The organism is Bacillus sp. ok061 (assembly GCF_900108285.1).
Taxonomy (GTDB): Bacteria; Bacillota; Bacilli; order Bacillales; family Bacillaceae_G; genus Bacillus_A; species Bacillus_A thuringiensis_S.
The window spans coordinates 187,857-211,291 of the sequence record NZ_FNUW01000004.1; the positions used below are offsets into that span (position 1 = coordinate 187,857).

A 23,435-nucleotide genomic window follows, 5' to 3' on the forward strand; every position below is an offset into this window, starting at 1 on the left:
ACACTCTCTCATTAAAGGCCCTTACGGCACTTCCAAAGCTTAATAAAAGCTTCGGAATGCAACTATACCATATACGGTAAAAAGATAATAGCACCAATTATAACAGCTATAATTGCAAACAATAAAACCGCTCCTGCTGCAACATCCTTTGCAATTTTTGCAAACGGATGAATATCGGCAGTCGCTAAATCTACCGTTTTTTCTACAGCCGTATTTACCATTTCTAAACTCATTACACTCCCTATTACAATAAGTAATATCATCCACTCTATTTTCGTAATATGGAAATAAAAGCCGCAGCATATAACAATGACTGCGGCTAAATAATGAATTTTCATATTTCGTTCATGACGAAGACAAAAGAACATACCAGCTATAGCATATCCAAAACTATCTATAAGTTTTCCTTTTTTCATCGTCCTAATCCAAAAGCTTCTAAAATTTCTTTTTGTCTTCCGAACATTTCTTTTTCATCTTCTTCTGTCATGTGATCATAACCAAGTAAATGTAAAAAGCCATGTAACGCCAAAAATCCAAGTTCACGATCGAAAGAATGTCCGTACTCTTCAGCTTGCTCTTTCGCCCTTGGAATAGAGATAATAAGATCACCTAACATGCGCGGCATCTCTGCACCAACAATCTCCATTTCTCCTTCTCCCATCTCTTCCATAGCAAAGGATATTACATCTGTAGGTTGATCTTTATCTCGGTAATCACGATTAATTTCTCTAATGCGCTCATTATCTACAAATGTCACCGATACCTCCGCACCACCCTCGATATTTTCCATTTGAGCTGCTTTTTCTAACACTTCACGAATTAAACTCATATACTCTTCTTTTACTTCTTCTGTTTCATCAATAAAATCAATTAACAAACTCATTCTTTCTCCTTTTCTTCCGGAAGTTCCGGATATGTAATACGCGAATGGAAAATACCATTTAACGTTTCACACAACGTTTTCCCAACGATTTGTAGTTCCTTAAACGTCAAATCACATTCACTAAATTGACCGTCTTGCAATCGATCTTTAATAATACTTTGCACTAAATTATTAATTTGTTCTGGCGTTGGGTGATTCATAGAACGTACCGCAGCTTCTACACTATCAGCAATACCAACAATTGCCGATTCTTTCGAAGTTGCTTTTGAGCCCGGATAACGGAACATCTCTTCTGTATATTTTTCTTTATCTTCTTTAATCGCTTTATAATAAAAATATTTCAGTAACGTTGTACCGTGATGTTGCCCAGCGATATCAATAATTTCTTGTGGAATATGATATTCTTCAAGCATTCTTACTCCATCCGTTACGTGAGCAATTATAATATCTTTACTCGTTACAGGATCTAATTTATCATGCGGGTTTTCAATCCCCATTTGGTTTTCAATAAAGAATTGTGGTTGTACTGTTTTTCCTACATCATGATAATATGCCCCTACACGCGCTAATACACCATTTGCCCCGACTGCTTCGCAAGCAGCTTCAGAAAGATTCGCTACCATTACACTATGATGATATGTCCCTGGCGCTTCTAACAAAATTCTGCGTAAAAGCGGATGATTTGGACTTGATAGTTCCATAAGCTTCATACTTGATACGATTCCAAGTCCACTTTCTAAATATGGTAAAATCCCCATAGCCAAAACGGATGATATAATCCCTGAAAGTGAAGCCATTAATAATTGCGTACCAATTTCAAGAGGCGAAAAATTCCCATTACGTAATAATAAGAGCGCCGCCAATACAACTACATTTAATACAGAAACGAGTATACCAGCTTGTAAAATCATTGTACGACGATTTTTTTCTCTCAAGAAAATACTAACCGATAATGAACTTAACAATACGTAAATCCCTACACTATAATTTAATGTACTCGTTACTCCTTCATTAAACATAATACTTCCGCATACAGAAAAAATCATACTCGTTAAAAAGACAAATCGATCACCAATCATTAATTTCACAAGTATTGTTCCCATCGCAACCGGGACAACATATGCAATCCCTGCATATTCAAGTTTTTGAAACAAACTAATGATTTTCATTAAAACGATTGTGATAGACAAAATTGTAATATACGCTAAAACATACGGTCTATCTTCTCTTTTTCTCTTTAAAAATAATTCAAATTGTTTATGCATAAAGTATAGTAACACACCAATGAGTACCGCTAATCCAACATAAGGTTGAAAACCGTTCCCTTTTTCTAACAAGCCAACTAATTTCAACTGATTATACACATCACTTGAAATTGTTTCACCTTCTCTAACAAGAACTTGTCCTTGAAGAATATAAACAGGTGGAACTAAATCCTCCTCTGCTTTTCTCTTCTCTTTCGTTAAGATCGGGTCATAAAAATAATTCGCTGAAATTGCATATCTTCCTAGCGCCTTAATTGACTCTTTTAAACCATTATCAACATTAACACTATTCATCTCACTTACATATCGTTCTTTCGCATCTTTCAATTCGTCCATTTTAATGTGCTCAGTCATGATACTATTAATCGCTGTGACCGCAGCATCCTTCGCTAATACTAATTGGCTCGAATCTGCATTAATCAAATTTAGTAAGTTTGAATCAGATAATTCTTTCGTTAAGTCAGCCGGTAGTTTCTTTTTTAACTTGTCCACTTTCTCAGCATCAGTCATCTTTTTTTGATCATCCGGTCCAACAGCTTTAATCTCTTGCACCACTTCATCCACTTTAGCAAAGACGTCATTCACAATATCAACTTTATTTTGTTTATACTCACTTTTATATGTATATTGATCTTCAACTTTTGTAGTGGCTTCTTTTTTCTTTTTATCCGTTGTAACTTTATCTTCAATTTTTATAGGAGAATGGATTGTCTTTTTCGCAATAGAATACATGTTAACATCTAATTGCTCTGGTTTTACATTATTCATAAGCGCAAAAAACAGCACTGCTCCTAATACAACGTAAGAAATCCAACTTAGTTTTTTCGAATGTTGTAAATTACGAAACCACTTAGAAATTTCTTGAGATCTTGACATGATTTCAATACCTTCTCCTCTCCAGAAATAAAGTGAAACTATTTATAGCTTTCATTTCTTCTACCCAACGATACTTTGGGGTAACATTTTATACACCAGTACCTATAGTTTATTTTCCTTATCTTTCATGATAGTAAAAAATATGACGTTCGCCAACCTTATCATACAAAAAGAAATGATCCTGACAAATAGGATCATTCCATTTTATCATATGCCTCAATAATACGTTGCACCAATGGATGTCTGACAACGTCCGTTTGTTCTAATGTAATAAATGACAGACCTGATACACCAGATAAAATATTAGCAGCTATAGATAGCCCTGATTTTACCCCTTTTGGCAAGTCTACTTGTGAAGGGTCCCCTGTAATAACCATTTTAGAACTAAAACCTAATCTTGTTAAAAACATTTTTATTTGAGCACCCGTTGTATTTTGAGCCTCATCTAAAATAACAAATGAATCATCAAGCGTACGCCCCCTCATATAAGCAAGCGGCGCGATTTCAATTACTCCTCGCTCCATCATACGCTGCGTATATTCTTGTCCAAGAATATCATGTAAGGCATCATATAATGGGCGTAAGTATGGATCTACCTTCTCTTTCAAATCCCCTGGTAAAAAACCTAAATTTTCTCCAGCTTCTACAGCAGGTCTTGTTAGAATGATTTTCTTTACATATCCTTGTTTTAAAGCTCTCACAGCCATTACTACAGCTAAGTATGTTTTTCCAGTTCCTGCAGGCCCTATCCCAAAGACAATATCATTCTTCTTCATTGCATGAATATATCGTCTTTGCCCCATTGTTTTTACACGAATGGATTTGCCTTTTGCAGTCTTGAAAATTTCTTCTTCATATAACTCTTCAAATTGAGCAACTTTCCCTTGTTGTGCGAGCTGAATTGCATACGCAACATCTCTCTCTGAAATTGATATACTTTTACGAATTACAACAAGTAATTGCTGTAAGATTTTTTCTACGAGTGTCACCGTTTCAACTGCCCCAGATACATGAACAGTTTCTCCTCTAGTTACGATCGATACATTCAGTTCTCGTTCAATTACTTTTAAATGCGCATCATTGACTCCAAAAAGAGCGATTGCTTCGTTAGTATTTTCCAATTGTTGGTTCATTTCTACTAATTGTTCTGCCATTACTCAGTCTCCTTGAATATCGGATTCGGATATTGGTTGTGGCTCTGCAATATTTTCAATCACAGTATAATGTAATGTGACTTTTAGTTGATCCGCCTCAACCTCTTTGCTCAAAATCTTATCACTTACAATCATAGCATGTTCATCCAATTTTTTCTTTAGTTCTTTTTCGGCCATCTCTTTCGCTACTTTCAGCGCTTGCTTTTCTGTATATTCTCGGTTCGCTTCTTCCTCTTCTCTCACAACATCTTTTTCATATGCAATCGGCAGTGTAAAACCAAATAATTTCACATCATGCTTTACACTTTCAGTACGAGAGCGTTTATACTTATCATGTTGAAATCCCCATATTTTTATTTTCGTATCCCCAAATTTAAGAAAATGTTCATTGTATACATTACCAGTATACACTTGGAATTGCGTCTTTAACGGGACATCCACCTTAGATGTATACCACGTTTCGCCATACACAATACCTTTCGCTGAAACAATCGTCGGACTTTCCTCATTACCATATATTCCTGATACGAGAATCTGCCCTTTTTCCACATGATCATTTTTCAGTACAACCGGCTTTCCAACTTCTACAAACGTTTTTGTAATAATCGCTTCTTTTTTTGCTACTAAATTTTGCGGCCTTTGTTCCTTTTCTTTTTTCGGTTCGTTTTTTTCAACAATTTTAAAATGATACGTCGTTCCTCTTACTTCTAATCCCGCCCAAGTAATGGCATTAATATTATCTGTCAAATGGCGTTGTACATCTTCTACATTCGGCATTTGAAACTGTAGTTTTCCTTTTTTAATACCCATTTTATCCAATTCTTTCATCAATATATATTCTGTTTCAGGTTTTGCTCCTGTAATTTCAATTTTCCAAACCATATTGGACATTACAATCACGCCAAAAAAGAAAATTAAAAACCCAATTAAAAATCCACTGTTTTTAATTAAACGCTTATTCCAAAAAGGAAAACCATACCGTCCAATAAAATATAATTTACATTCATTTTTTCTATAAATTGGTTTTATTTTTTTCACATCGCGTAACAACATACAAAAAACTAACGTTTCATCAGCTATCTTCTTAACATCCCAAACTAATAAATTCCTCCGTACACATTCATTAACAAACCGTTCCGCTCCTCTACCTTCAATTCGCACTTTTACATATCCAAGCCACTTTATAAACCATTTATTTTTCATTTACCACCTTCACTACCTTTCTAAAAGTAGATATACTACTTTTTATTTGAAGCATTAAAATAGCTCGTACTAAAATGAAACAAAGTAAAACTGTAATCGATCTCTATCAACGAAACTTTTACAGGATAAAGAAGAAAAACTTCACAAATGGAAGTTTCACTTCAATCACCTTTTTTTTCATTTTCTAAAAATGTTACTTGCTCAATTATCCCTTCGAGCAAAAGCTCTTCTGGAAGAATCGTTTTAATAACAAAGGATTGTCCTTTAATTAGTAATTGACCGTGTTTTAAAAGCAATCGCACTTCTTTATCTGAAAACACTAATAGTCCCCGATGATTTTCTATATAAATATGTATTTGCCCAACAAGAGTAATCCGAGGTAGATCCATTAATACATCCACTGGTAGGTCTACTTGTTTTGTTAACCAATTTTTCATTTGTTCTAATTTCTTCATCTCGAAAGACCCCCCTCTCATCCCATATATGTATTTCTTCACAAGTGCCTATCGTGTTATAACGACTTCACTAACATAACTATATTCTGTAAGAGTTCATATCATGTTAATAAAACAGTCGCTATATGAAATCATATTTATCGGGACAATGATGGATCAGAGGATGTGATCCTTATTAATAGAAGTATTAATACAAGAATATGCACCCCTAAGGGATATCAGTACAAGTTGCATGAAGAAATTGAGCCTAGCGAGCAGTTGGATACTAAAAAAACCCTGTTACAATTTGTTCTGGGCTTGACATAATGACCATAGAATAAGTAGTTGTCATTCATTAGACAAATGAGATAAAATCCGAAAAAGGAAATTGCTCCACTCTAAATTTCGCATTGTAAGTAAGAATATTTTATAAGTGGTTGTTATATGAATTTCAAAAAAATATTAGGATTCATTAAAAAACAAAAAAATGAATTAATAAGCGAGGAAATACGAAAGGAAATTGGATTTAGTCAAGAAATTTTGAATGTTATAAAACAAGTTACTGACAGCAGCATCCAACCCTTTTATGTAACTGATTCAAAATCTAAAATAGCTGGAGTCTCTTTCGTTACCTTTGAGGATTATGCTGAACAGCAAGTTATAAAACTTCAATCTGAGGTTCAGAAGCTTGGATACTTAGCTTTTATTTGCGAAAGAAGTTTTAGTCAAGGAAGTAAGAGTAAGTGTAGAATTGCAATTATACAAGGAAATGGCCAATTTGATATCCTTACAATCCAACAAACAAATGGTGTTAATTACGAAGTTAGCAATATAGATGTTATTTTTAAACTAAGAAAATGGAATGACCGCTATCCTTTTATCATGATCGGTGCAGATCATGACTGGGTTGATGCCATTTTTAGCGTGTTACCTACAGACGAAGAAATGCAATCTTTCGCGCAAGAAATGTATGAATTTTGTCCAGATATAGTGGAACAAGGAACAGAAAGCATTGAGGAGTTAGTCACAGAAATTAAGAAAACGAAAAAGCTTTTTTTACGGTGGGATTAATTACAACTAAGGCTGTTACCTTTTTTACATACCAGAGGCGTTTCTATCACTTACAGAAACGTTTTTAAGTAATATAGCGTTTCTCCTTAATAAGAACAATAAAAAAACGTCTCATACGAAATGAGACGTTTTTTTATGCTAATAGCTGGATAACCAACTTATTCACAAGCGATCCGTCTGTTTTACCTTTTACTTTCGGCATAACAGCAGTCATCACCTTACCCATATCTGCTTTAGAAGTCGCACCAACTTCAGAAATAACTTGCTTGATTACATCAACTAGTTCTTCTTCAGTTAATTGCTCTGGCAAATATGCGCTTAAAATCTGAATTTCACTTTGCAGTTTATTAACAAGGTCTTCACGACCAGCTTTTTTAAATTCAAGGAGGGAGTCCTTATACTGTTTTACTTCACGAGCTAAAACTGTTACTTCCTCTTCTTCAGTAAGAGTATGTTGCAGTTTAATACCTTCATTTTGTAAAGCAGCCTTAACCATACGAATAACGGTTAATTTTTCTTTTTGTTTATTCTTCATCGCTTGTTTCATATCATCGTTTAAACGACCGAGAAGACTCATAACTTACACCCTCTCTTAGAATTTACGCTTTCTTGCCGCTTCAGATTTCTTCTTACGTTTTACACTTGGTTTTTCATAAAACTCGCGCTTTCTTGCTTCAGCAAGTGTACCAGTTTTAGAAACCGATCTTTTAAAACGGCGAAGTGCATCCTCCAAAGACTCGTTTTTACGAACGACTGTTTTTGACATTCTCTTTCCCTCCCTCCGAAACATCACACTTACATACTAACTTCAGCATGCAAAAAGAAACACTTCTTCAGCATGTCTTTTACGATTATAATACATTTTATCACTTCAGGTCAACTATTTGGCAGAATAAAAGAAGAATAGAAGCATTTCCTTTTCAAAAGTTAAGCAAATAGCTAGTATCCTTCACTGATGAAGACAACTATATTTTTATCGTTTCATCTTTTTTCATACAGGGATGCACGAAACGCCTTCCCACCTTCTAGTACTTAACCGCTTCAAATAAAGAAAGCATGCAAACCGTTTCCGGTTGCACGCTCTTTTTATGCGCTTGCTGATTCTTTTTTCACATCATCTTCAAGAACACGAACAAATTGCGCTTCGTTATATGGATAACCAGATTTCGTAATTTTTACTTTCACTAGCTTACCAATTAATTCTTCTGATCCTTCAAATACAATTTTCAAGTAGTTATCTGTATAACCTACATATAACCCTTCACGGTCGCCCTCTTTAAATTGCTCTTCCGGAATGATTTCAAGCACTTCACCTTCAAACGCTGATGCGTACTCTTTCGCTAATTGATTAGATAGCTCAATTAAACGATGAACACGATCGTTCTTCACATCTTCAGGAACTTGATCTTCCATGCGTGCTGCAGGTGTTCCTGTACGTTTTGAGTAAGGGAACACATGCAATTCAGAGAAGCGGTTCTCTTTAATAAAATTGTATGTTTCCATGAATTCTTCTTCTGTTTCACCTGGGAAACCAACGATTACGTCAGATGTAATCGCAAGGCCTGGTAACGCTTCTTTCAAACGATCTAAACGCTCTTGGAAGAACTCCATCGTATATTTACGACGCATACGTTTTAATACAGTATTAGAACCAGATTGCAACGGAATATGCAAGTGGCGTACAACTACTTCAGATTTATCTAACACTTCAATTACTTCATCTGAAATTTGACTCGCTTCAATAGAAGAAATACGAAGACGTTTTAATCCGCCTACTTCCGCTTCCATATCACGAAGTAATCCAGCTAAGTTATAATCTTTTATGTCTTCGCCGTATCCACCTGTATGAATACCCGTTAATACGATTTCTTTATAGCCTGCATCCACTAATTGTTGTGCTTGTTTAATAACTTCTTTTCCATCACGAGAACGCATTAAACCACGCGCCCAAGGAATGATACAGAATGTACAGAAGTTATTGCAACCCTCTTGTATTTTTAAAGACGCACGTGTACGATCCGTGAAATAAGGTACATCAAGTTCTTCGTACACACGTGTTTTCATAATATTACGGACAGCATTAATTGGTTGACGCTCTTTACGGAATTCTTCGATGTAACCTAACATCTTTTCACGATCCTGTGTACCAACTACAATATCTACACCTGGAATCGCCATAATTTCAGCTGGAGATGTTTGTGCATAACATCCCGTTACGCAAATAACTGCATCTGGATTTTGACGCACAGCACGTCTAATTACTTGACGGCTTTTTTTGTCCCCAGTATTCGTTACTGTACATGTGTTAATAACATATACATCAGCTTTCTTTTCATATTCTGTTCTTTCATAACCACCTTGTTTAAACAATTGCCAAATGGCTTCTGTTTCATAATGGTTTACTTTACAACCTAACGTATGGAACGCAACAGTTGACATTGATCATCACCCCATCAATTCAAAATGATACGAAGCAGCACTTAACGCGTATAACGGCGCCGTTTCTGTTCTTAAAATTCTTGGTCCTAAACTACATGGTACAAATTTATGTTCACGAAGCGCTGTAATCTCTTCCTCAGCTAAACCGCCTTCTGGGCCAAATACAATCAATAGCTTTTGATCTGGTTTCATTGTCGTTAAAGCTTTCGCAAAATTAGATTTCTCGCCTTGTTTTGCTTCCTCTTCGTAAGCAACAAGACAAACATCATACTCACCACTCATTGAAAGCAATTGCTTAAATGATGCCGGAGCATGTACTTCTGGAATTTCACTTCTATGCGATTGTTCCGCAGCTTCTTTCACAATTTTTCTTAAACGCTCAACTTTTTTATCAGCTTTTTTCGCATCCCATTTTACGATAGAGCGAGATGCTTGAAATGGTAAGAATGCAGCTGCCCCAAGCTCAGTTCCTTTTTGAAAAATTAACTCTAGCTTGTCTCCTTTTGGCAGTCCACTTGCAATCGTCACGAAAACAGGAAGTTCACTTGACGCCTCTACCCATTCTACAATAGCCGTATTAATAAATTCACTGGTAATTTCATCAATTGAACATACTGCTGTTTTTCCGTTTACACAGCAATAAATATGATCACCAGCTGACATACGCATCACTCTTGCGATATGATGTACGTCATCACCTACAATGCGAATACTTGTCTCATTTACATATTTCTCTTCTACAAAATAACGTTGCATATAATCACCTTAGTAGAGTTTCGTTCCTTTCGTAAGTCAACACTTACGAAAAGAACGAAACGTTATCATTTTTCATATAACAAACGGCAAGTCCCTCACCTTATAGTGAGAGACTCCCCTTTTCATTATAGACTAAAATCTATATTACGCATTTCGTGCAATAATTGCTACCCAATCTTCCATTCGTAACACTTCTTCAATTGTAAATCCAGCTTGTTCTAACGCCTCAGAAATTACTTTTTCCTTCGCAGCAATAATGCCCGATGTAATAAATAATCCACCTGACTTCACAACTCTTGCTGCATCTTCAGGGAATAATAGAATAATCTCTGCTAATAAGTTAGCTACGATTAAATCAACAGGACCTTCAATACCTTCTAAAAGACTATTTTGTCCAACAGACACGATATCATCTGTTTTATTTAAACGTACATTCATTTCTGCACTTTCAACCGCAACCGGATCTAAATCATATGCTTGAACAGAAGACGCACCTAATTTTGCAGCCGCAATACTAAGTACACCAGAACCTGTTCCTACATCAATAATAGTGTCACCTGGCTGTACTGTTTTTTCTAAAGCACGGATACACATCGTTGTTGTTGGATGAGTTCCTGTACCAAATGCCATACCCGGGTCTAATTCAATGATTTTTTCATCAGGAGAAGATGGTGTATATTCTTCCCAAGTCGGTACGATTGTGAATGTATCAGAAATTTGTACTGGATGGTAATATTTTTTCCAAGCAGTAGCCCAATCTTCTTCATTGACTTCGTTAACGGTAATATTTCCAGTACCAATTTCGATGTCGTAAGATGGAAGCACATCAATAGATGATTTTACACCTGCAATCGTTTCATGTAAAGAATCCGTTTGCGGGAAATACGCTTTTATTAATACACCTTCCGCCGGATATTCATCTGGGTTCAATGCATAAATTTCACCATATTGTTGCTCGCGCTCTTTCGTTAACTCCGCTGGATCCTCAATTGCAACTCCGCTAGCACCAGCTTCATGTAAAATATGAGAGACAGCTTCTACTGCTTCTTCTGTTGTATGAATACTAATTTCTGACCATTTCACAATTTACCAACTCCATTTTTTATTTCCATTATTCCCCTTTGAAAGCACGTTTAAGCTTTCCGAATAAACTATCATCCTGCTCTTCTTGTCCTGCAAATTCACGTAATAAATCTTTTTGCTGTGAAGTTAATTTCGTCGGTACAACAACGCGAACGACTACATATTGATCTCCTTGACCGTATCCACGTACGTTCGGAGCACCTTTTCCTTTTAGGCGGAATTCTGTTCCTGTTTGTGTTCCTGCTGGAATTTTCAGCTTCACTTTACCATGAACAGTAGGAACTTCTACTTCATCACCAAGTGCCATTTGTGCAAATGTTAATGGCATTTCACAAATAATATGATCTCCTTCACGCTCGAAGAATTCATGATTTCTTACATGAACGACAACATATAAGTCTCCTGCTGGTCCACCGTTTACGCCAGCTTCACCTTTTCCAGACACACGAATTTGTTGACCATTATCGATACCTGCTGGAATTTTAACATTGATTTTTTTACGTTTACGAACTTTACCTGAACCGTGACATGTCGTACATTTTTCTTTAATCATTTGCCCAGTTCCTGAACAATGACCACAAGCTTGACGGTTCACAATACGACCAAACGGTGTATTTTGTTCTACACTCACTTGACCTGATCCTGAACAATGTTTACATGTTTCTTTTGAAGTTCCTGGTTTTGCTCCACTACCTTTACAAGTATCACATGGATCTTCTACTGGAATTTCTACATTTAATTCCTTACCAAAAATAGCTTCTTCAAAATCTAAAGTGACTTGATATTGTAAGTCAGCACCTTGGCGCGGAGCATTTGGATCACGACGTCTACCGCCGCCACCGCCAAAGAAAGAACTAAATATATCTTCAAAACCGAAGCCACCGCCGAAGTCTCCTCCGCCGCCAAATCCACCGAATCCTTGATTTGCACCAGCATGACCAAATTGATCGTACTGTGCACGCTTTTGATCATCACTTAACACTTCGTATGCTTCTTGTACTTCTTTAAACTTTTCAATTGCATTTTCTTCTTTGCTTACGTCTGGATGGTATTTTTTAGCCAAACGACGATACGCTTTTTTAATTTCATCTGTTGAAGCGCCCTTGCTAAGTCCAAGGACCTCATAATAGTCTCGTTTACTCATAAATTTACAACCCCCGAATCTTTCACATAAACGTAATTTTAACACCGAAAGAAAGTGCTTTGCAACAAAGTTTCCTCACTTACAGTATGCAAAGCGAAAAACTTAAGATCCTCACACATCGCTTCTCATTCGTGAAAAAAGCCAAAGTCAAGGCACGCTTGACTTTGACTTTTTGTCATCTTACTTATTATGTTTACAGTTGAATTACTTGTCTTCTTTTACTTCTTCAAACTCAGCGTCAACTACATTGTCTTTCTTTGCGCCAGCGTCTTGTGCACCTTGCGCACCTTCCGCTTTGCCAGCAGCTGCTTGAGCTTGCTCGTATAATTTAACAGTTAATTGTTGTACGATTTCTTGTAAAGCATCTTTTTTCGCACGAATTTCTTCAAGCTCGTTTTTCTCAATTGCAGCTTGTAATGCTTCTTTCGCTTCTGTTGCTTTTGCAACTTCAGCTGCATCTACTTTACCTTCTAAATCTTTTACAACTTTGTCTGTTTGGAATACAAGTTGGTCAGCTTCGTTACGAAGTTCAACTTCTTCCTTACGTTTTTGGTCAGCGTCAGCATTTGCTTCCGCTTCTTGTACCATACGTTCTACTTCTTCATCAGAAAGACCTGAAGAAGATTGGATTGTAATAGCTTGCTCTTTGCTTGTTCCTAAGTCTTTCGCACGTACGTTAACGATACCGTTCGCATCAATATCGAATGTTACTTCGATTTGCGGAATACCACGTGGTGCTGGTGGAAGGTCAGTTAATTGGAAACGACCTAACGTTTTGTTGTCAGCTGACATTGGACGCTCACCTTGTAATACGTGAATGTCTACTGCTGGTTGATTATCAGCAGCTGTCGAGAATACTTGTGACTTACTTGTTGGAATTGTAGTGTTACGCTCGATTAATTTCGTGAACACGCCACCCATAGTTTCAATACCTAAAGAAAGTGGAGTTACGTCTAATAATAGAACGCCTTCTACATCACCAGTAAGTACGCCACCTTGAACTGCAGCACCTAATGCTACAACTTCATCAGGGTTTACACCTTTATATGGCTCTTTACCAGTTTCACGTTTAATAGCTTCTTGTACAGCTGGGATACGAGTAGATCCACCAACAAGAATAACTTTATCTAATTCGCTTGGAGCAAAACCAGCGTCTTTTAATGCACGACGAGTTGGCTCTAATGTTCTTTCAACAAGACCTGCTGAAAGCTCTTCGAATTTCGCTCTTGTTAACGTTAATTCTAAGTGTAATGGACCAGCAGCTCCAGCACTAATGAATGGTAATGAAATTTGAGTTTGTGTTACACCAGAAAGATCTTTTTTCGCTTTTTCAGCTGCATCTTTCAAGCGTTGAAGCGCCATTTTATCTTGGCTTAAATCAATGTTATTTTCTTTTTTGAACTCAGCTACTAAGTGATCGATGATAACTTGGTCAAAGTCATCGCCACCAAGACGGTTGTCACCAGCAGTTGAAATAACTTCGAATGTGCCGTCTGCTAACTCAAGGATAGATACGTCAAATGTACCGCCACCTAAGTCATACACTAAGATTTTTTGTTCTTCATCTTGTTTTTCTAAACCGTAAGCAAGTGCTGCTGCTGTTGGCTCGTTAATGATACGCTCAACTTCTAAACCAGCGATACGACCAGCATCTTTCGTTGCTTGACGCTCTGCATCGTTGAAGTATGCAGGTACTGTAATAACAGCTTTCGTTACTGTTTCACCTAAGTATGCTTCAGCAGAAGCTTTTAAGTTTTGTAAAATGATTGCAGAAATTTCTTGAGGTGTGTAATCTTTACCTTCAACTTCTACTTTGTAGTCTGTACCCATATGACGTTTAACAGACATGATTGTATTTGGGTTTGTAATTGCTTGACGCTTTGCAACTTCCCCAACTTGACGTTCTTCATTTTTGAAAGCTACAACAGAAGGTGTTGTACGGTTTCCTTCTGGATTTGGGATAACCTTTGGTTCTCCACCTTCCATAACAGCTACACAAGAGTTTGTTGTACCTAAGTCAATACCGATAATTTTACTCATGGCTAATCCTCCTACTTTTATGTAAATTATTGATTTACTTTTACCATTGATGGGCGAATTACACGATCTTTTAGTTTATAACCTTTTTGGAATTCTTCCACAACCGCGTTTGATTCAAATTCACTGTCTTCCACTTGCATAATAGCTTGGTGTTCATTAGGATCAAACTGTTTACCAACAGCTCCAATCACTTCCACACCTTCTTTAGTCAACGCTTCTAACAATTGACGATGCACCATTTCCATACCTTGTAATAAGGATTTCGTTTGCTCATCAGTTGCTTCCACTTGCATCGCTCTTTCAAAATTATCAAGAGCTGGCAAAATGTCTGAAACTAGACTTTGTGCTCTATATTTTTCAGCAGCCTGTTTATCCATTTGGACGCGGCGCTTATAATTTTCAAAATCAGCTTGTAGACGTAATGTGCGACCTTCCGTTTCCGTTAGTTTCGCTTGTAACTCATCTACTTTTTCTTGTAAAAGAGCAGCCTCACTTTTTTCTTCTACAGTTTCTTCACTGTTTTCTGGCGTGACAGCTTCTTCAACTTGCGCTTCTTTTACTTCTTCTACCACTTGTTCGTTACGCTCTTCCACAATATTCACCTCCTTAAAAGGTATTAGGTATCATGTATAGCATGATTACCTAAGATTATATATTACACACAGCAATGAAAATTTCATCACTTGAGCGAATGTATTACTCTCATTTACTTTTTAAGTCCATCTGTAAATTGTCTCGTAAATAACTGTAACAAACTAATTACCCGAGAGTATTGCATTCTTGTCGGACCTAAAATAGCAATTGTTCCAAGCTGTTCTTCTCCAATCGAATATGTTGCAGAAATTAAACTGCAATCCTCCATAGCCGTCGCAGAGTTTTCCCTACCAATTTTCACTTGAATACCTACTTGTTTATGACGCAAAATGTCATAAAACTCGGCTTCATTATCGATCATCGTCAATAAGGACCTTACTTTGTGAATGTCATGGAACTCTGGTTGCGAAAGCATATTTGCTTTTCCTCCAAAGTATATCTTTTCCGATAAAGGAACTTGAAATGTACCATCTAACATTCTTATTGCACTATCGTAATTATGAACATACCCACGTAAAACTGTAACAATCTCTTTAAAGATTTTGTTATGCAGTTCTGCCATTGGTACGCCTGATAGCTTTTCATTTAAAATATTAACCATTTTTTCTAAATCTGATAAATCAACAGATTCCGGAACGGTAATCGTTTTGCTTTGTACATGCCCTGTATCCGTTACAATAATAGCGACTGCAGTTTGACGATCAAGCGGCACAATTTGTACGTTTTTAAGTTTATTTGTGCTTAACTTCGGTCCGAGAACAATGGCCGTATAATTTGTAAGCTCTGATAAAATTTGAGCCGATTGCTGTGCAATCTTTTCTGCTTCAAAAATTCTTTCAGCAAATAAATCTTTAATTTGTACAATTTCATCGTTCGGTAAGTTTTGCGGCGCTAAAAGATGGTCTACATAAAATCGGTATCCTTTCTCAGAAGGAACACGTCCAGAAGAACTATGCGTTTTCTCAATAAATCCTAGCTCCTCTAAATCAGCCATTTCATTTCGAATAGTAGCTGAACTAAACGTAATTTCATCTTTCTTAGCCAACGTCCTAGACCCAACAGGTTGCGCTGATCCAATAAAGTCATCAATAATTGTTTGTAAAATTAAGAGCTGACGTTCCGTAAGCATCTCATCATCACCTCTGTTAGCACTCTTTCTCTTCGAGTGCTAAATCTATTAATAACTTACCAAAATTGACATTCAATTGTCAACGGAAACGTCACGAAATAATGAAATTTTTTCACGTTAATGGAACATTTAATTAGTCAATTAAAAATGATTGGAATACTTCATTCCCTAATAATTTTCCTTTTCGCGTTAAACGTACATATCCACCTCCATCGCTCTCTTCAAGCAATCCTTGTTCTTGGTTGTTTTGTAACTGCTTCGCGAAAACTTGATCCATCTCCATATTAAATTTCTTTTGAAACGCTATTTTAGATACACCTTTTGTTTTTCGAAGTCCTAAGAACAACTCTTCTTCCATCTTTTCTTTCTCCGTCACCACGTGAACATTTAAATACGGAAATCCTGTTTCATCAATTTTATTAAAATATTGCTTCAGCGGACCTACATTTTGAATACGTTCCCCATTCACATAACTATGAGCTCCAGCTCCAAAGCCATAATACTCTTCATTATTCCAGTATGTGAGATTATGTCTACTTTTATTGTCACCTTTTGAGAAATTACTAATTTCATACTGGTTATAACCGTGTTTCTCCATTTCATCCATTACCATTTCATACATTTTCGCTTCATGGTCTTCACCCGGAAGACGCAATTTCCCTTTATTCATTAAGTTATAAAACACTGTTTTAGGTTCCACAATTAATGAATATGCCGAGAAATGTTGTACACCAAGCGTAAAAGCAATATCTAATGTTTCCTTCACATCTTCTATCGTTTGTCCTGGCAAAGCATAAATAATATCTACATTAATATTTTTAAAGCCTACTTCCTGAGCTTCTCGAATCGCTAGGAATGCATCTTCCCTCGTATGCTTGCGCCCGATTTTCTCAAGCAGTTCATCACGGAACGTTTGCACACCAAAACTAATTCGATTCACTCCACCTTCTATTAGTACATTCAACTTCTCTTTCGGTAGATCTCCTGGATTCGCTTCAAATGTCAATTCACAATTCGGAGCAAACGGACGCAAATGACGATTAATAATCTCGAGTAATTTTTTTGTCTGTTCCATATTTAACGCTGTCGGAGTTCCACCGCCCACAAAAATCGTTTTCATACTATCAAACGGAACTTTTTGAACCGTATTTATTATTTCCTTCTCTAAATAATCTAAATATTGATCAACCGGTTGGCGTTCAATAAACACTTTATTAAAATCACAATAGTGACAAATGTGCTGACAAAACGGAATATGAATATATGCAGCTTGTACCAAATATAACTCCTACCTTTCTAAAAAGAAAACCTCCGCACTCCGGAGGATTCTCTACTTCTCTAACGTATTACGAATTTGTTCCATTCGCATTTTTCCCCAATCATACATCATTTCAACGATCGGTAAAAGCGACATGCCTAGTTCCGTCATATAATACTCAACACGAGGAGGAATTTCGGGATATACTGTTCGATCAACAATCCCATCTTCCATTAACTCTTTTAATTGGTTCGACAAAACTTTATGAGAAATGCTTGGGAATAACCGTTGTAATTCACTAAAACGATGAGGCCCTTCCACACCAAGATGCCACAGTATCACAACTTTCCACTTTCCACTAATAATAGAAAGCGTCAATTCCTTTTCACAATTAAAATTGCCATTTTGTATTTTATCTTGAATATCTTTTCGAATATTTTCGGACATTAACAATCTCCTAACTCTATATGAACTAAAAAGCTCTCTCATTATTGTAAATGAGAGCTGCTCAGATGTCTAAAAAGTAATTATACAGAAAAAAGAAGCCGCACAAACGACTTCTTTTTTATTTCAAATATTAGTTGTCATCCATTTTCAGTACAGCCATGAATGCCTCTTGCGGCACTTCTACAGAACCAACAGACTTCATACGTTTTTTACCTTCTTTTTGCTTATCAAGAAGTTTACGCTTACGAGAAATGTCACCGCCGTAACATTTTGCAAGTACGTTTTTACGCATCGCCTTAATTGTAGAACGTGCTACAACTTTATTTCCGATAGTCGCCTGAATTGGCACTTCGAACTGTTGTCTCGGAATTAATTCTTTTAATTTCTCTACAATTACTTTACCACGGTCATACGCTGAATCACGGTGTACGATAAATGATAAAGCATCCACTTGTTCATTATTTAAAAGAATATCCATTTTCACAAGTTTAGATGGTTTATAACCAATTAACTCGTAGTCAAATGATGCATACCCTTTCGTATTTGATTTCAATTGATCGAAGAAGTCATATACGATTTCTGATAACGGGATTTCATATGTTAATGTAACACGCGTTTCATCTAAATATTGCATATCAATAAACGTTCCACGTTTACCTTGGCAAATTTCCATTACAGCTCCAACATAGTCATTCGGAACCATAATTGAAGCCTTCACAAACGGCTCTTCTACACGATCGATAGACTGTGGGTCTGGCATATTAGATGGATTATCAACAATAACATCTTCACCGTTTGTTAAATAAACCTTATAAATAACGCTTGGCGCTGTTGTAATTAAGTCAATCTTAAATTCACGTTCAATACGTTCTTGAATGATTTCCATGTGAAGAAGTCCTAAGAATCCACAACGGAAACCAAACCCTAACGCTTGAGATGTTTCTGGCTCAAACTCAAGAGCAGAATCGTTTAACTCTAATTTTTCTAACGCATCACGTAAATCGTTATAACGAGCAGAATCAATTGGATACAGCCCACAGAATACCATCGGGTTTAATTTACGGTAACCTGGTAACGCCTCTGCAGCTGGACGTTTCGCATGTGTAATCGTATCACCTACACGTGTATCACCTACATTTTTAATAGATGCTGCTAAGAAACCTACATCACCTACTGTTAACTCGTCACGTTGCGTAGTTTTCGGTGTAAATACACCTACTTCTGTTACTTCAAATTCTTTACCCGTTGCCATCATACGTACTTTATCGCCAACTTTTACCGTTCCATTTACAACACGGATATAAGCAATTACACCACGGTACGGATCATATAAAGAGTCAAAAATCATACATTGTAACGGCTCTTCTGAATCACCTGCCGGAGCTGGTACTTTTTCAACAATTTGTTCTAAAATTTCTTCAATACCAATTCCAGCTTTCGCAGAAGCAAGTACCGCTTCTGATGCATCTAAACCAATTACATCTTCTACCTCTTGACGTACACGTTCTGGATCCGCACTTGGTAAGTCGATTTTATTGATAACTGGTAAAATTTCTAAGTTGTTATCAAGCGCTAAGTATACGTTCGCTAACGTTTGCGCTTCAATACCTTGCGCTGCATCTACTACAAGAATCGCGCCTTCACAAGCCGCTAAACTACGAGATACTTCGTACGTAAAGTCGACGTGTCCTGGTGTATCAATTAAATGAAGAATATACTCTTCACCATCTTTTGCTTTATAGTTTAATTGTACTGCGTTTAATTTGATTGTAATACCACGCTCACGCTCTAAATCCATAGAGTCAAGCAACTGAGCTTTCATTTCGCGTTGTGTTAACGCATTTGTTTTCTCTAAAATACGGTCTGCTAACGTTGATTTTCCGTGATCAATATGAGCAATAATAGAGAAATTACGAATTTTGGACTGTCTTTTTGCTCTTTCTTCTTTGTTCATCTATGTTCTCAACTCCTAATAGTCTCGCCAATATACACTAGCACTGATTATATCAATAGAGCAACAAAGATTCAATGAAAACTCGTGCTGCTTACGATACAAATCATTCTATCTATATCTTATGCGAATAAACCATAAGAGACAAACCCTTTTCAAATTTTAAAACGGTTGTCTTACAAATCAGTAAAACAACCGCCTCCCATGTTACTCTTAGCTAAAAATCCCCTTTATTTTCCCAACAACTATATCCGTTCCGAACTTCGTCATTTCATAAGCTACACTTGCTACCGCCATCCCAATTCCTTCTACAACATTAAAACTTCTTAAACGTTCTAATTGTTGTTGTTTTTCTGAAGCTGAAAACGAACTACCCAAAATTTCTGATTCAGCACCTGTACTCTCTGTCCCTGTCATATGAGCTATTTGTTCATACGACAATTGCCGATAACCTTTCATACTTTTCAAACCATGATTAGCAAGTGACACTCCTGCTATCATCATAAGTAAACATAAAGCTACACTACATATACACAAAAGCGCAAAACGACTCAAACTATTATCATCTTTCTCCCTCAATGTGTATACGCTCCCGTATTATCTTGATCAATTTGATGATGCAGCGCTGCATTTAAACCACTCGCTATTACATTCGCCATATCCTCAATAAAAGTATCTACTTCTTTTGGGGTCACCATTAAGTTATGACCAAGAGGCGATAGCACTTCATAAATGAGCCTTCTTTTTTCTTCTTCTTCTAACGTACCAACAGCACCTAAAAACATATTTCGGCTCTTTTCATCTGGCATATCTTCTTCTGTTAATTTTTTCTTTTCTCCAAATGAAAATCCCGCTGGTAACAAAGATCGTGAAGGTTTGTTTCCTTCTTTCATCTCTCGACCAAAATGTTTCAAAATATAATCAATCGTATCACTTGTAATCGAAACGGCATCGACCACAGTCGGAACACCAATTGCGATAACAGGGATACCTAATGTCTCTTTACTTAGTTCCTTACGTTTATTCCCAACCCCTGATCCAGGATGGATTCCAGTATCAGAAATTTGTATCGTGCTATTTACTCGTTCAATAGAACGGGCAGCTAATGCGTCAATCGCAATTACAAAGTCTGGATTTGTCTTCTCAATAATCCCATAAATAACATCGCTCGTTTCGATGCCTGTAATCCCCATTACCCCCGGCCGGATTGCACTAACAGGTCTAAACCCTTCTTCTACACTTTCAGGCTGCAATTGAAACAAATGTCTCGTTACTAATACATTTTCTACAACTATTGGCCCAAGAGCATCCGGTGTTACATTCCAATTCCCAAGGCCTACAATTAAACAGCTCGCTTCTTTTGTAACACCAACCTCTTCTAAAAAATAAGAAAATTCTTTTGCGAAAATACGCTCCACTTTTTGTTGAAGTTCTGTATCTTGCTGACGTATACCTTGTACTTCAAGCGTTAAATAATTTCCAGGTTTTTTACCCATCGCTTCAGAGGCAGCTTCATCAATTGTTACTTTTGTAATTATAGTACCTTCTTCTTCCCTCTCTTTTACAATTACCCCCTGTATCCCTTTTTGTTCTTCTTGGCTTTCTTGCAACATTTGATGAGCTTCTACAGCAAGGTCAGTTCTAACGCTATATTTACTTAAATCCAATGGTTCTTTCATCGTATCTCCTCCGTAATTCATAGTAAATATCGTTAGATTTCCCAAAGTTATATAAGGTCATTCTTTCCTTTACGTGAAATTTCATGGATATACTATTGCAATTCTCTTCACCGTTTGATAGAATATCACTTGTTCTATGTAAGAATCGAGTCATTCGATTGCACCAGGGAGGTGAAAAGTATGGCAAACATCAAATCTGCTATCAAACGCGCTAAACTTAGCGAAGAGCGTCGTGCACATAACGCTTCTATCAAGTCTGACATGCGTTCTGCTGTTAAAACTGTAGAAGCTTTAGTTACTAATAACGATCTTGAAAATGCTAAAGAAGCTTTCAAAACTGCTTCTAAAAAACTTGACAAAGCAGCTCGTAAAGGTCTTATCCACCAAAACGCTGCATCTCGTCAAAAATCTCGCTTAGCGAAACAAGTAAACGCGTAAGGCGTTTAAAAAACGATCCATTTGGGTCGTTTTTTTATATACAAAAAAGTTCATGCACTAAGTACATGAACTTTTTTTGTGTCATCACATATGATTTAATCGCATTAAGAAAAACTCGAGCACAAGTTTCTTATCCATCTTTCCCGTCTTCATACTATAATCAGCTTCCGCTAATTCTATAATCACTTTTTTTAATTCTTCAAAAGAGAAAAATTTCGTTTGATTCATTGCCAATTTTACACGATACGGATGTACACCAATATGAGATGCAATTTGATTTTGCCCATAACCACGTTGCTGTAACTCTTTCACTTGATACAACAAACGGAATTGACTCACTAATAATGCAAGCAATTTAATCGGTTCTTCCTGCTGCGTAAATAATCCATCCAAAATTTGCATCGCACCTGCAATATCTTTTTTCACCACTTTTTCTGTCAAAGCAAATACATTTTGCTCAACTGATTTTGGCACAAGCTCTGCAACAAGTTGCGTTGTAATCTCTCCGCCCATACCAACGTATAACGTTAACTTGTCCATTTCCTTCGCCAACATCGTTACATTACTTCCCACCAGCTCTAACAACAAACTAACAGCCGCATTATCAATATGCACATGCACTTCATCTGCACGAGCAACAATCCACTTCTGAACATCCTGCACTTGCATCGCATTTGCTTCTACTACATCCGCTGTTTTCTTTAATAGTTTTGTAATTTTTTTTCGCTCATCAAGTTTTTCGTAAGGCGCAACAAAAACAAGAATAGAAAATGGAGAAGGTTCACCAATGTATTCTTCTAAAATTTTTATATTTTGCTCTAACTTTTCTTTTTGCGAAGTCAAAAATAGCGGTGATTTTATTAACAGTACTTTCCGCTCTCCAAAGAAAGGAAGCGTACGCGCATCCTCAACCACATCTTCTAAATACGCTTCTTCCAAATCGTATGTCACAACATTAAACTCTCGATCTTCTTCTTCAAGTGCTTCTGTCGTAATAAGCTTTATCGTTTCATTTATAAAAAAAGCTTCCGTCCCATATAGTAAATATAACGGAGCAAACTGTTTCTTTTTAATTTTTTTATGTATATCACTCATACTTTTTCCTACTCCCTAACTTGGCAATATATATTTATACTAATGCCCTAGCTTTTGTTTTACAAGTACAAAGGAACAGGCTTTATAACCCGTTCCTTTATTTATATTAAACGCCACGCAATAAGCCCCGGGTTTCTTATTGGTGTGCGGTAATCACCTTCCCTTTATTATTCACAATAAAAATTCGAGTATAAGTGCCAACTGTTAACATGCTTGGAAACAAAAAACTCACGTTACTTCATAATCTAAAAGTTGCAAAAAGCTCATTTTCTCTTCATATTGAAATTGTAGATTTTTTTCTGACAATATTTTATACTAAAGTGGAATGTTGGGGAGGGATTCTAAATGAATGATTTTGAACAAAACGTTCAAAGTAAACGCAATGACGCTATTGATTCAGGGGTAGGATTTATCGTCTCATTTGGTTTTTTCGCAACACTTTTCATCATTGCAACTGTTATTAAATTTATCGGTTCTTAAAGACTGCCACTTCATG

Annotated in this window: 24 protein-coding genes; 3 read left to right on the forward strand and 21 right to left on the reverse strand. The window is 36.6% G+C overall.

All coding sequences use genetic code 11. The annotated features are described in order from the left end of the window. Positions 1 to 62: 62 nt before the first annotated feature. The 6 genes from C4S65_RS07925 to yqfC all read right to left on the reverse strand — a co-directional run bounded on the left by C4S65_RS07925 (position 63) and on the right by yqfC (position 5,836). Positions 63 to 416, reverse strand: coding sequence for a diacylglycerol kinase family protein (locus C4S65_RS07925; protein WP_000715475.1), 354 nt, complete (start codon positions 414 to 416; stop codon positions 63 to 65). Beyond that, positions 413 to 883: an rRNA maturation RNase YbeY gene (ybeY, locus tag C4S65_RS07930; RefSeq protein ID WP_000054686.1), complete on the reverse strand. Its 471-nt coding sequence runs from the start codon at positions 881 to 883 to the stop codon at positions 413 to 415. The genes C4S65_RS07925 and ybeY overlap by 4 nt, the downstream gene beginning before the upstream one ends. Further along, positions 880 to 3,024, reverse strand: a complete 2,145-nt coding sequence (locus C4S65_RS07935) for an HD family phosphohydrolase (protein WP_000091517.1) — start codon at positions 3,022 to 3,024, stop codon at positions 880 to 882. Before C4S65_RS07935 ends, ybeY begins: the two co-directional genes overlap by 4 nt. Before the next feature lie 194 nt (positions 3,025 to 3,218). Continuing rightward, positions 3,219 to 4,178, reverse strand: coding sequence for a PhoH family protein (locus C4S65_RS07940; RefSeq protein WP_000840522.1), 960 nt, complete (start codon positions 4,176 to 4,178; stop codon positions 3,219 to 3,221). A gap of 3 nt (positions 4,179 to 4,181) precedes the next feature. Continuing rightward, the gene (yqfD, locus tag C4S65_RS07945; protein WP_061666286.1) at positions 4,182 to 5,381 is read right to left on the reverse strand and encodes a sporulation protein YqfD; all 1,200 of its coding nucleotides are present in this window, start codon (positions 5,379 to 5,381) and stop codon (positions 4,182 to 4,184) included. Positions 5,382 to 5,542: 161 nt separating this feature from the next. Beyond that, complete coding sequence (gene yqfC, locus C4S65_RS07950; protein ID WP_000732269.1) at positions 5,543 to 5,836, reverse strand: sporulation protein YqfC; 294 nt, start codon at positions 5,834 to 5,836, stop codon at positions 5,543 to 5,545. Between the two features lie 423 nt (positions 5,837 to 6,259). On the opposite strand from yqfC, the gene C4S65_RS07955 reads away from it, so the two are divergent. Continuing rightward, on the forward strand, positions 6,260 to 6,886 hold the full coding sequence (locus C4S65_RS07955) for a DUF4253 domain-containing protein (protein WP_001009614.1): 627 nt from the start codon (positions 6,260 to 6,262) through the stop codon (positions 6,884 to 6,886). A 133-nt stretch (positions 6,887 to 7,019) separates the two neighbouring features. Here the strand turns inward: C4S65_RS07955 and C4S65_RS07960 are convergent, their stop codons facing one another. The 14 genes from C4S65_RS07960 to gpr form a co-directional block, all read right to left on the reverse strand. After that, positions 7,020 to 7,463: a GatB/YqeY domain-containing protein gene (locus C4S65_RS07960; RefSeq protein ID WP_000054582.1), complete on the reverse strand. Its 444-nt coding sequence runs from the start codon at positions 7,461 to 7,463 to the stop codon at positions 7,020 to 7,022. 15 nt (positions 7,464 to 7,478) lie between these two features. After that, the gene (rpsU, locus tag C4S65_RS07965) at positions 7,479 to 7,652 is read right to left on the reverse strand and encodes a 30S ribosomal protein S21 (RefSeq protein ID WP_000048061.1); all 174 of its coding nucleotides are present in this window, start codon (positions 7,650 to 7,652) and stop codon (positions 7,479 to 7,481) included. A gap of 320 nt (positions 7,653 to 7,972) precedes the next feature. Then, positions 7,973 to 9,325, reverse strand: coding sequence for a tRNA (N(6)-L-threonylcarbamoyladenosine(37)-C(2))-methylthiotransferase MtaB (gene mtaB, locus C4S65_RS07975; RefSeq protein ID WP_000108681.1), 1,353 nt, complete (start codon positions 9,323 to 9,325; stop codon positions 7,973 to 7,975). A gap of 6 nt (positions 9,326 to 9,331) precedes the next feature. Continuing rightward, complete coding sequence (locus C4S65_RS07980; RefSeq protein ID WP_001190158.1) at positions 9,332 to 10,081, reverse strand: 16S rRNA (uracil(1498)-N(3))-methyltransferase; 750 nt, start codon at positions 10,079 to 10,081, stop codon at positions 9,332 to 9,334. Positions 10,082 to 10,225: 144 nt separating this feature from the next. Then, positions 10,226 to 11,164, reverse strand: coding sequence for a 50S ribosomal protein L11 methyltransferase (gene prmA, locus C4S65_RS07985; protein WP_000872103.1), 939 nt, complete (start codon positions 11,162 to 11,164; stop codon positions 10,226 to 10,228). A gap of 28 nt (positions 11,165 to 11,192) precedes the next feature. Then, entirely contained in the window at positions 11,193 to 12,308 is a 1,116-nt protein-coding gene (gene dnaJ, locus C4S65_RS07990; RefSeq protein ID WP_000043950.1) for a chaperone protein DnaJ, read from the reverse strand. Positions 12,309 to 12,512: 204 nt separating this feature from the next. Then, the gene (gene dnaK / locus C4S65_RS07995) at positions 12,513 to 14,348 is read right to left on the reverse strand and encodes a chaperone protein DnaK (protein WP_103945179.1); all 1,836 of its coding nucleotides are present in this window, start codon (positions 14,346 to 14,348) and stop codon (positions 12,513 to 12,515) included. A 26-nt stretch (positions 14,349 to 14,374) separates the two neighbouring features. Then, positions 14,375 to 14,941 (reverse strand): nucleotide exchange factor GrpE, encoded by a 567-nt coding sequence (gene grpE / locus C4S65_RS08000; protein WP_000392712.1) that lies wholly within the window; start codon positions 14,939 to 14,941, stop codon positions 14,375 to 14,377. 113 nt (positions 14,942 to 15,054) lie between these two features. Continuing rightward, positions 15,055 to 16,071, reverse strand: a complete 1,017-nt coding sequence (gene hrcA, locus C4S65_RS08005) for a heat-inducible transcriptional repressor HrcA (protein WP_000954948.1) — start codon at positions 16,069 to 16,071, stop codon at positions 15,055 to 15,057. A gap of 133 nt (positions 16,072 to 16,204) precedes the next feature. Beyond that, positions 16,205 to 17,350 (reverse strand): radical SAM family heme chaperone HemW, encoded by a 1,146-nt coding sequence (gene hemW, locus C4S65_RS08010; RefSeq protein WP_098838510.1) that lies wholly within the window; start codon positions 17,348 to 17,350, stop codon positions 16,205 to 16,207. Positions 17,351 to 17,401: 51 nt separating this feature from the next. Beyond that, the gene (locus C4S65_RS08015; RefSeq protein WP_001293539.1) at positions 17,402 to 17,776 is read right to left on the reverse strand and encodes a helix-turn-helix domain-containing protein; all 375 of its coding nucleotides are present in this window, start codon (positions 17,774 to 17,776) and stop codon (positions 17,402 to 17,404) included. Between the two features lie 130 nt (positions 17,777 to 17,906). Beyond that, a complete protein-coding gene (lepA, locus tag C4S65_RS08020; RefSeq protein ID WP_001030948.1) occupies positions 17,907 to 19,730 on the reverse strand; it encodes an elongation factor 4 in 1,824 nt (607 codons plus the stop codon). A gap of 210 nt (positions 19,731 to 19,940) precedes the next feature. Continuing rightward, complete coding sequence (locus C4S65_RS08025) at positions 19,941 to 20,306, reverse strand: YqxA family protein (protein WP_001207094.1); 366 nt, start codon at positions 20,304 to 20,306, stop codon at positions 19,941 to 19,943. Beyond that, a complete protein-coding gene (gene gpr, locus C4S65_RS08030; RefSeq protein ID WP_000662645.1) occupies positions 20,303 to 21,406 on the reverse strand; it encodes a GPR endopeptidase in 1,104 nt (367 codons plus the stop codon). Before gpr ends, C4S65_RS08025 begins: the two co-directional genes overlap by 4 nt. A gap of 180 nt (positions 21,407 to 21,586) precedes the next feature. Between gpr and rpsT the strand changes: the two genes are divergently transcribed. Next, entirely contained in the window at positions 21,587 to 21,844 is a 258-nt protein-coding gene (gene rpsT, locus C4S65_RS08035; protein WP_001274012.1) for a 30S ribosomal protein S20, read from the forward strand. Positions 21,845 to 21,928: 84 nt separating this feature from the next. Here the strand turns inward: rpsT and holA are convergent, their stop codons facing one another. Further along, positions 21,929 to 22,939, reverse strand: coding sequence for a DNA polymerase III subunit delta (holA, locus tag C4S65_RS08040; protein ID WP_001279925.1), 1,011 nt, complete (start codon positions 22,937 to 22,939; stop codon positions 21,929 to 21,931). Between the two features lie 345 nt (positions 22,940 to 23,284). On the opposite strand from holA, the gene C4S65_RS08045 reads away from it, so the two are divergent. Next, positions 23,285 to 23,419 (forward strand): YqzM family protein, encoded by a 135-nt coding sequence (locus C4S65_RS08045; protein ID WP_000997609.1) that lies wholly within the window; start codon positions 23,285 to 23,287, stop codon positions 23,417 to 23,419. Positions 23,420 to 23,435 lie beyond the last annotated feature (16 nt).

What these genes read in the sequence shown, in the direction of transcription:
- dnaK (WP_103945179.1), bottom strand. Translation starts at nt 14,348, where the DNA reads ATGAGTAAAATTATCGGTATTGACTTAGGTACAACAAACTCTTGTGTA.
- C4S65_RS08015 (WP_001293539.1), bottom strand. Translation starts at nt 17,776, where the DNA reads ATGTCCGAAAATATTCGAAAAGATATTCAAGATAAAATACAAAATGGC.
- C4S65_RS07960 (WP_000054582.1), bottom strand. Translation starts at nt 7,463, where the DNA reads ATGAGTCTTCTCGGTCGTTTAAACGATGATATGAAACAAGCGATGAAG.
- yqfD (WP_061666286.1), bottom strand. Translation starts at nt 5,381, where the DNA reads ATGAAAAATAAATGGTTTATAAAGTGGCTTGGATATGTAAAAGTGCGA.
- yqfC (WP_000732269.1), bottom strand. Translation starts at nt 5,836, where the DNA reads ATGAAGAAATTAGAACAAATGAAAAATTGGTTAACAAAACAAGTAGAC.
- hrcA (WP_000954948.1), bottom strand. Translation starts at nt 16,071, where the DNA reads ATGCTTACGGAACGTCAGCTCTTAATTTTACAAACAATTATTGATGAC.
- mtaB (WP_000108681.1), bottom strand. Translation starts at nt 9,325, where the DNA reads ATGTCAACTGTTGCGTTCCATACGTTAGGTTGTAAAGTAAACCATTAT.
- C4S65_RS07935 (WP_000091517.1), bottom strand. Translation starts at nt 3,024, where the DNA reads ATGTCAAGATCTCAAGAAATTTCTAAGTGGTTTCGTAATTTACAACAT.
- lepA (WP_001030948.1), bottom strand. Translation starts at nt 19,730, where the DNA reads ATGAACAAAGAAGAAAGAGCAAAAAGACAGTCCAAAATTCGTAATTTC.
- holA (WP_001279925.1), bottom strand. Translation starts at nt 22,939, where the DNA reads ATGAGTGATATACATAAAAAAATTAAAAAGAAACAGTTTGCTCCGTTA.
- dnaJ (WP_000043950.1), bottom strand. Translation starts at nt 12,308, where the DNA reads ATGAGTAAACGAGACTATTATGAGGTCCTTGGACTTAGCAAGGGCGCT.
- C4S65_RS07955 (WP_001009614.1), top strand. Translation starts at nt 6,260, where the DNA reads ATGAATTTCAAAAAAATATTAGGATTCATTAAAAAACAAAAAAATGAA.
- ybeY (WP_000054686.1), bottom strand. Translation starts at nt 883, where the DNA reads ATGAGTTTGTTAATTGATTTTATTGATGAAACAGAAGAAGTAAAAGAA.
- C4S65_RS08045 (WP_000997609.1), top strand. Translation starts at nt 23,285, where the DNA reads ATGAATGATTTTGAACAAAACGTTCAAAGTAAACGCAATGACGCTATT.
- C4S65_RS07940 (WP_000840522.1), bottom strand. Translation starts at nt 4,178, where the DNA reads ATGGCAGAACAATTAGTAGAAATGAACCAACAATTGGAAAATACTAAC.
- gpr (WP_000662645.1), bottom strand. Translation starts at nt 21,406, where the DNA reads ATGAAAGAACCATTGGATTTAAGTAAATATAGCGTTAGAACTGACCTT.
- C4S65_RS07980 (WP_001190158.1), bottom strand. Translation starts at nt 10,081, where the DNA reads ATGCAACGTTATTTTGTAGAAGAGAAATATGTAAATGAGACAAGTATT.
- rpsU (WP_000048061.1), bottom strand. Translation starts at nt 7,652, where the DNA reads ATGTCAAAAACAGTCGTTCGTAAAAACGAGTCTTTGGAGGATGCACTT.
- rpsT (WP_001274012.1), top strand. Translation starts at nt 21,587, where the DNA reads ATGGCAAACATCAAATCTGCTATCAAACGCGCTAAACTTAGCGAAGAG.
- C4S65_RS07925 (WP_000715475.1), bottom strand. Translation starts at nt 416, where the DNA reads ATGAAAAAAGGAAAACTTATAGATAGTTTTGGATATGCTATAGCTGGT.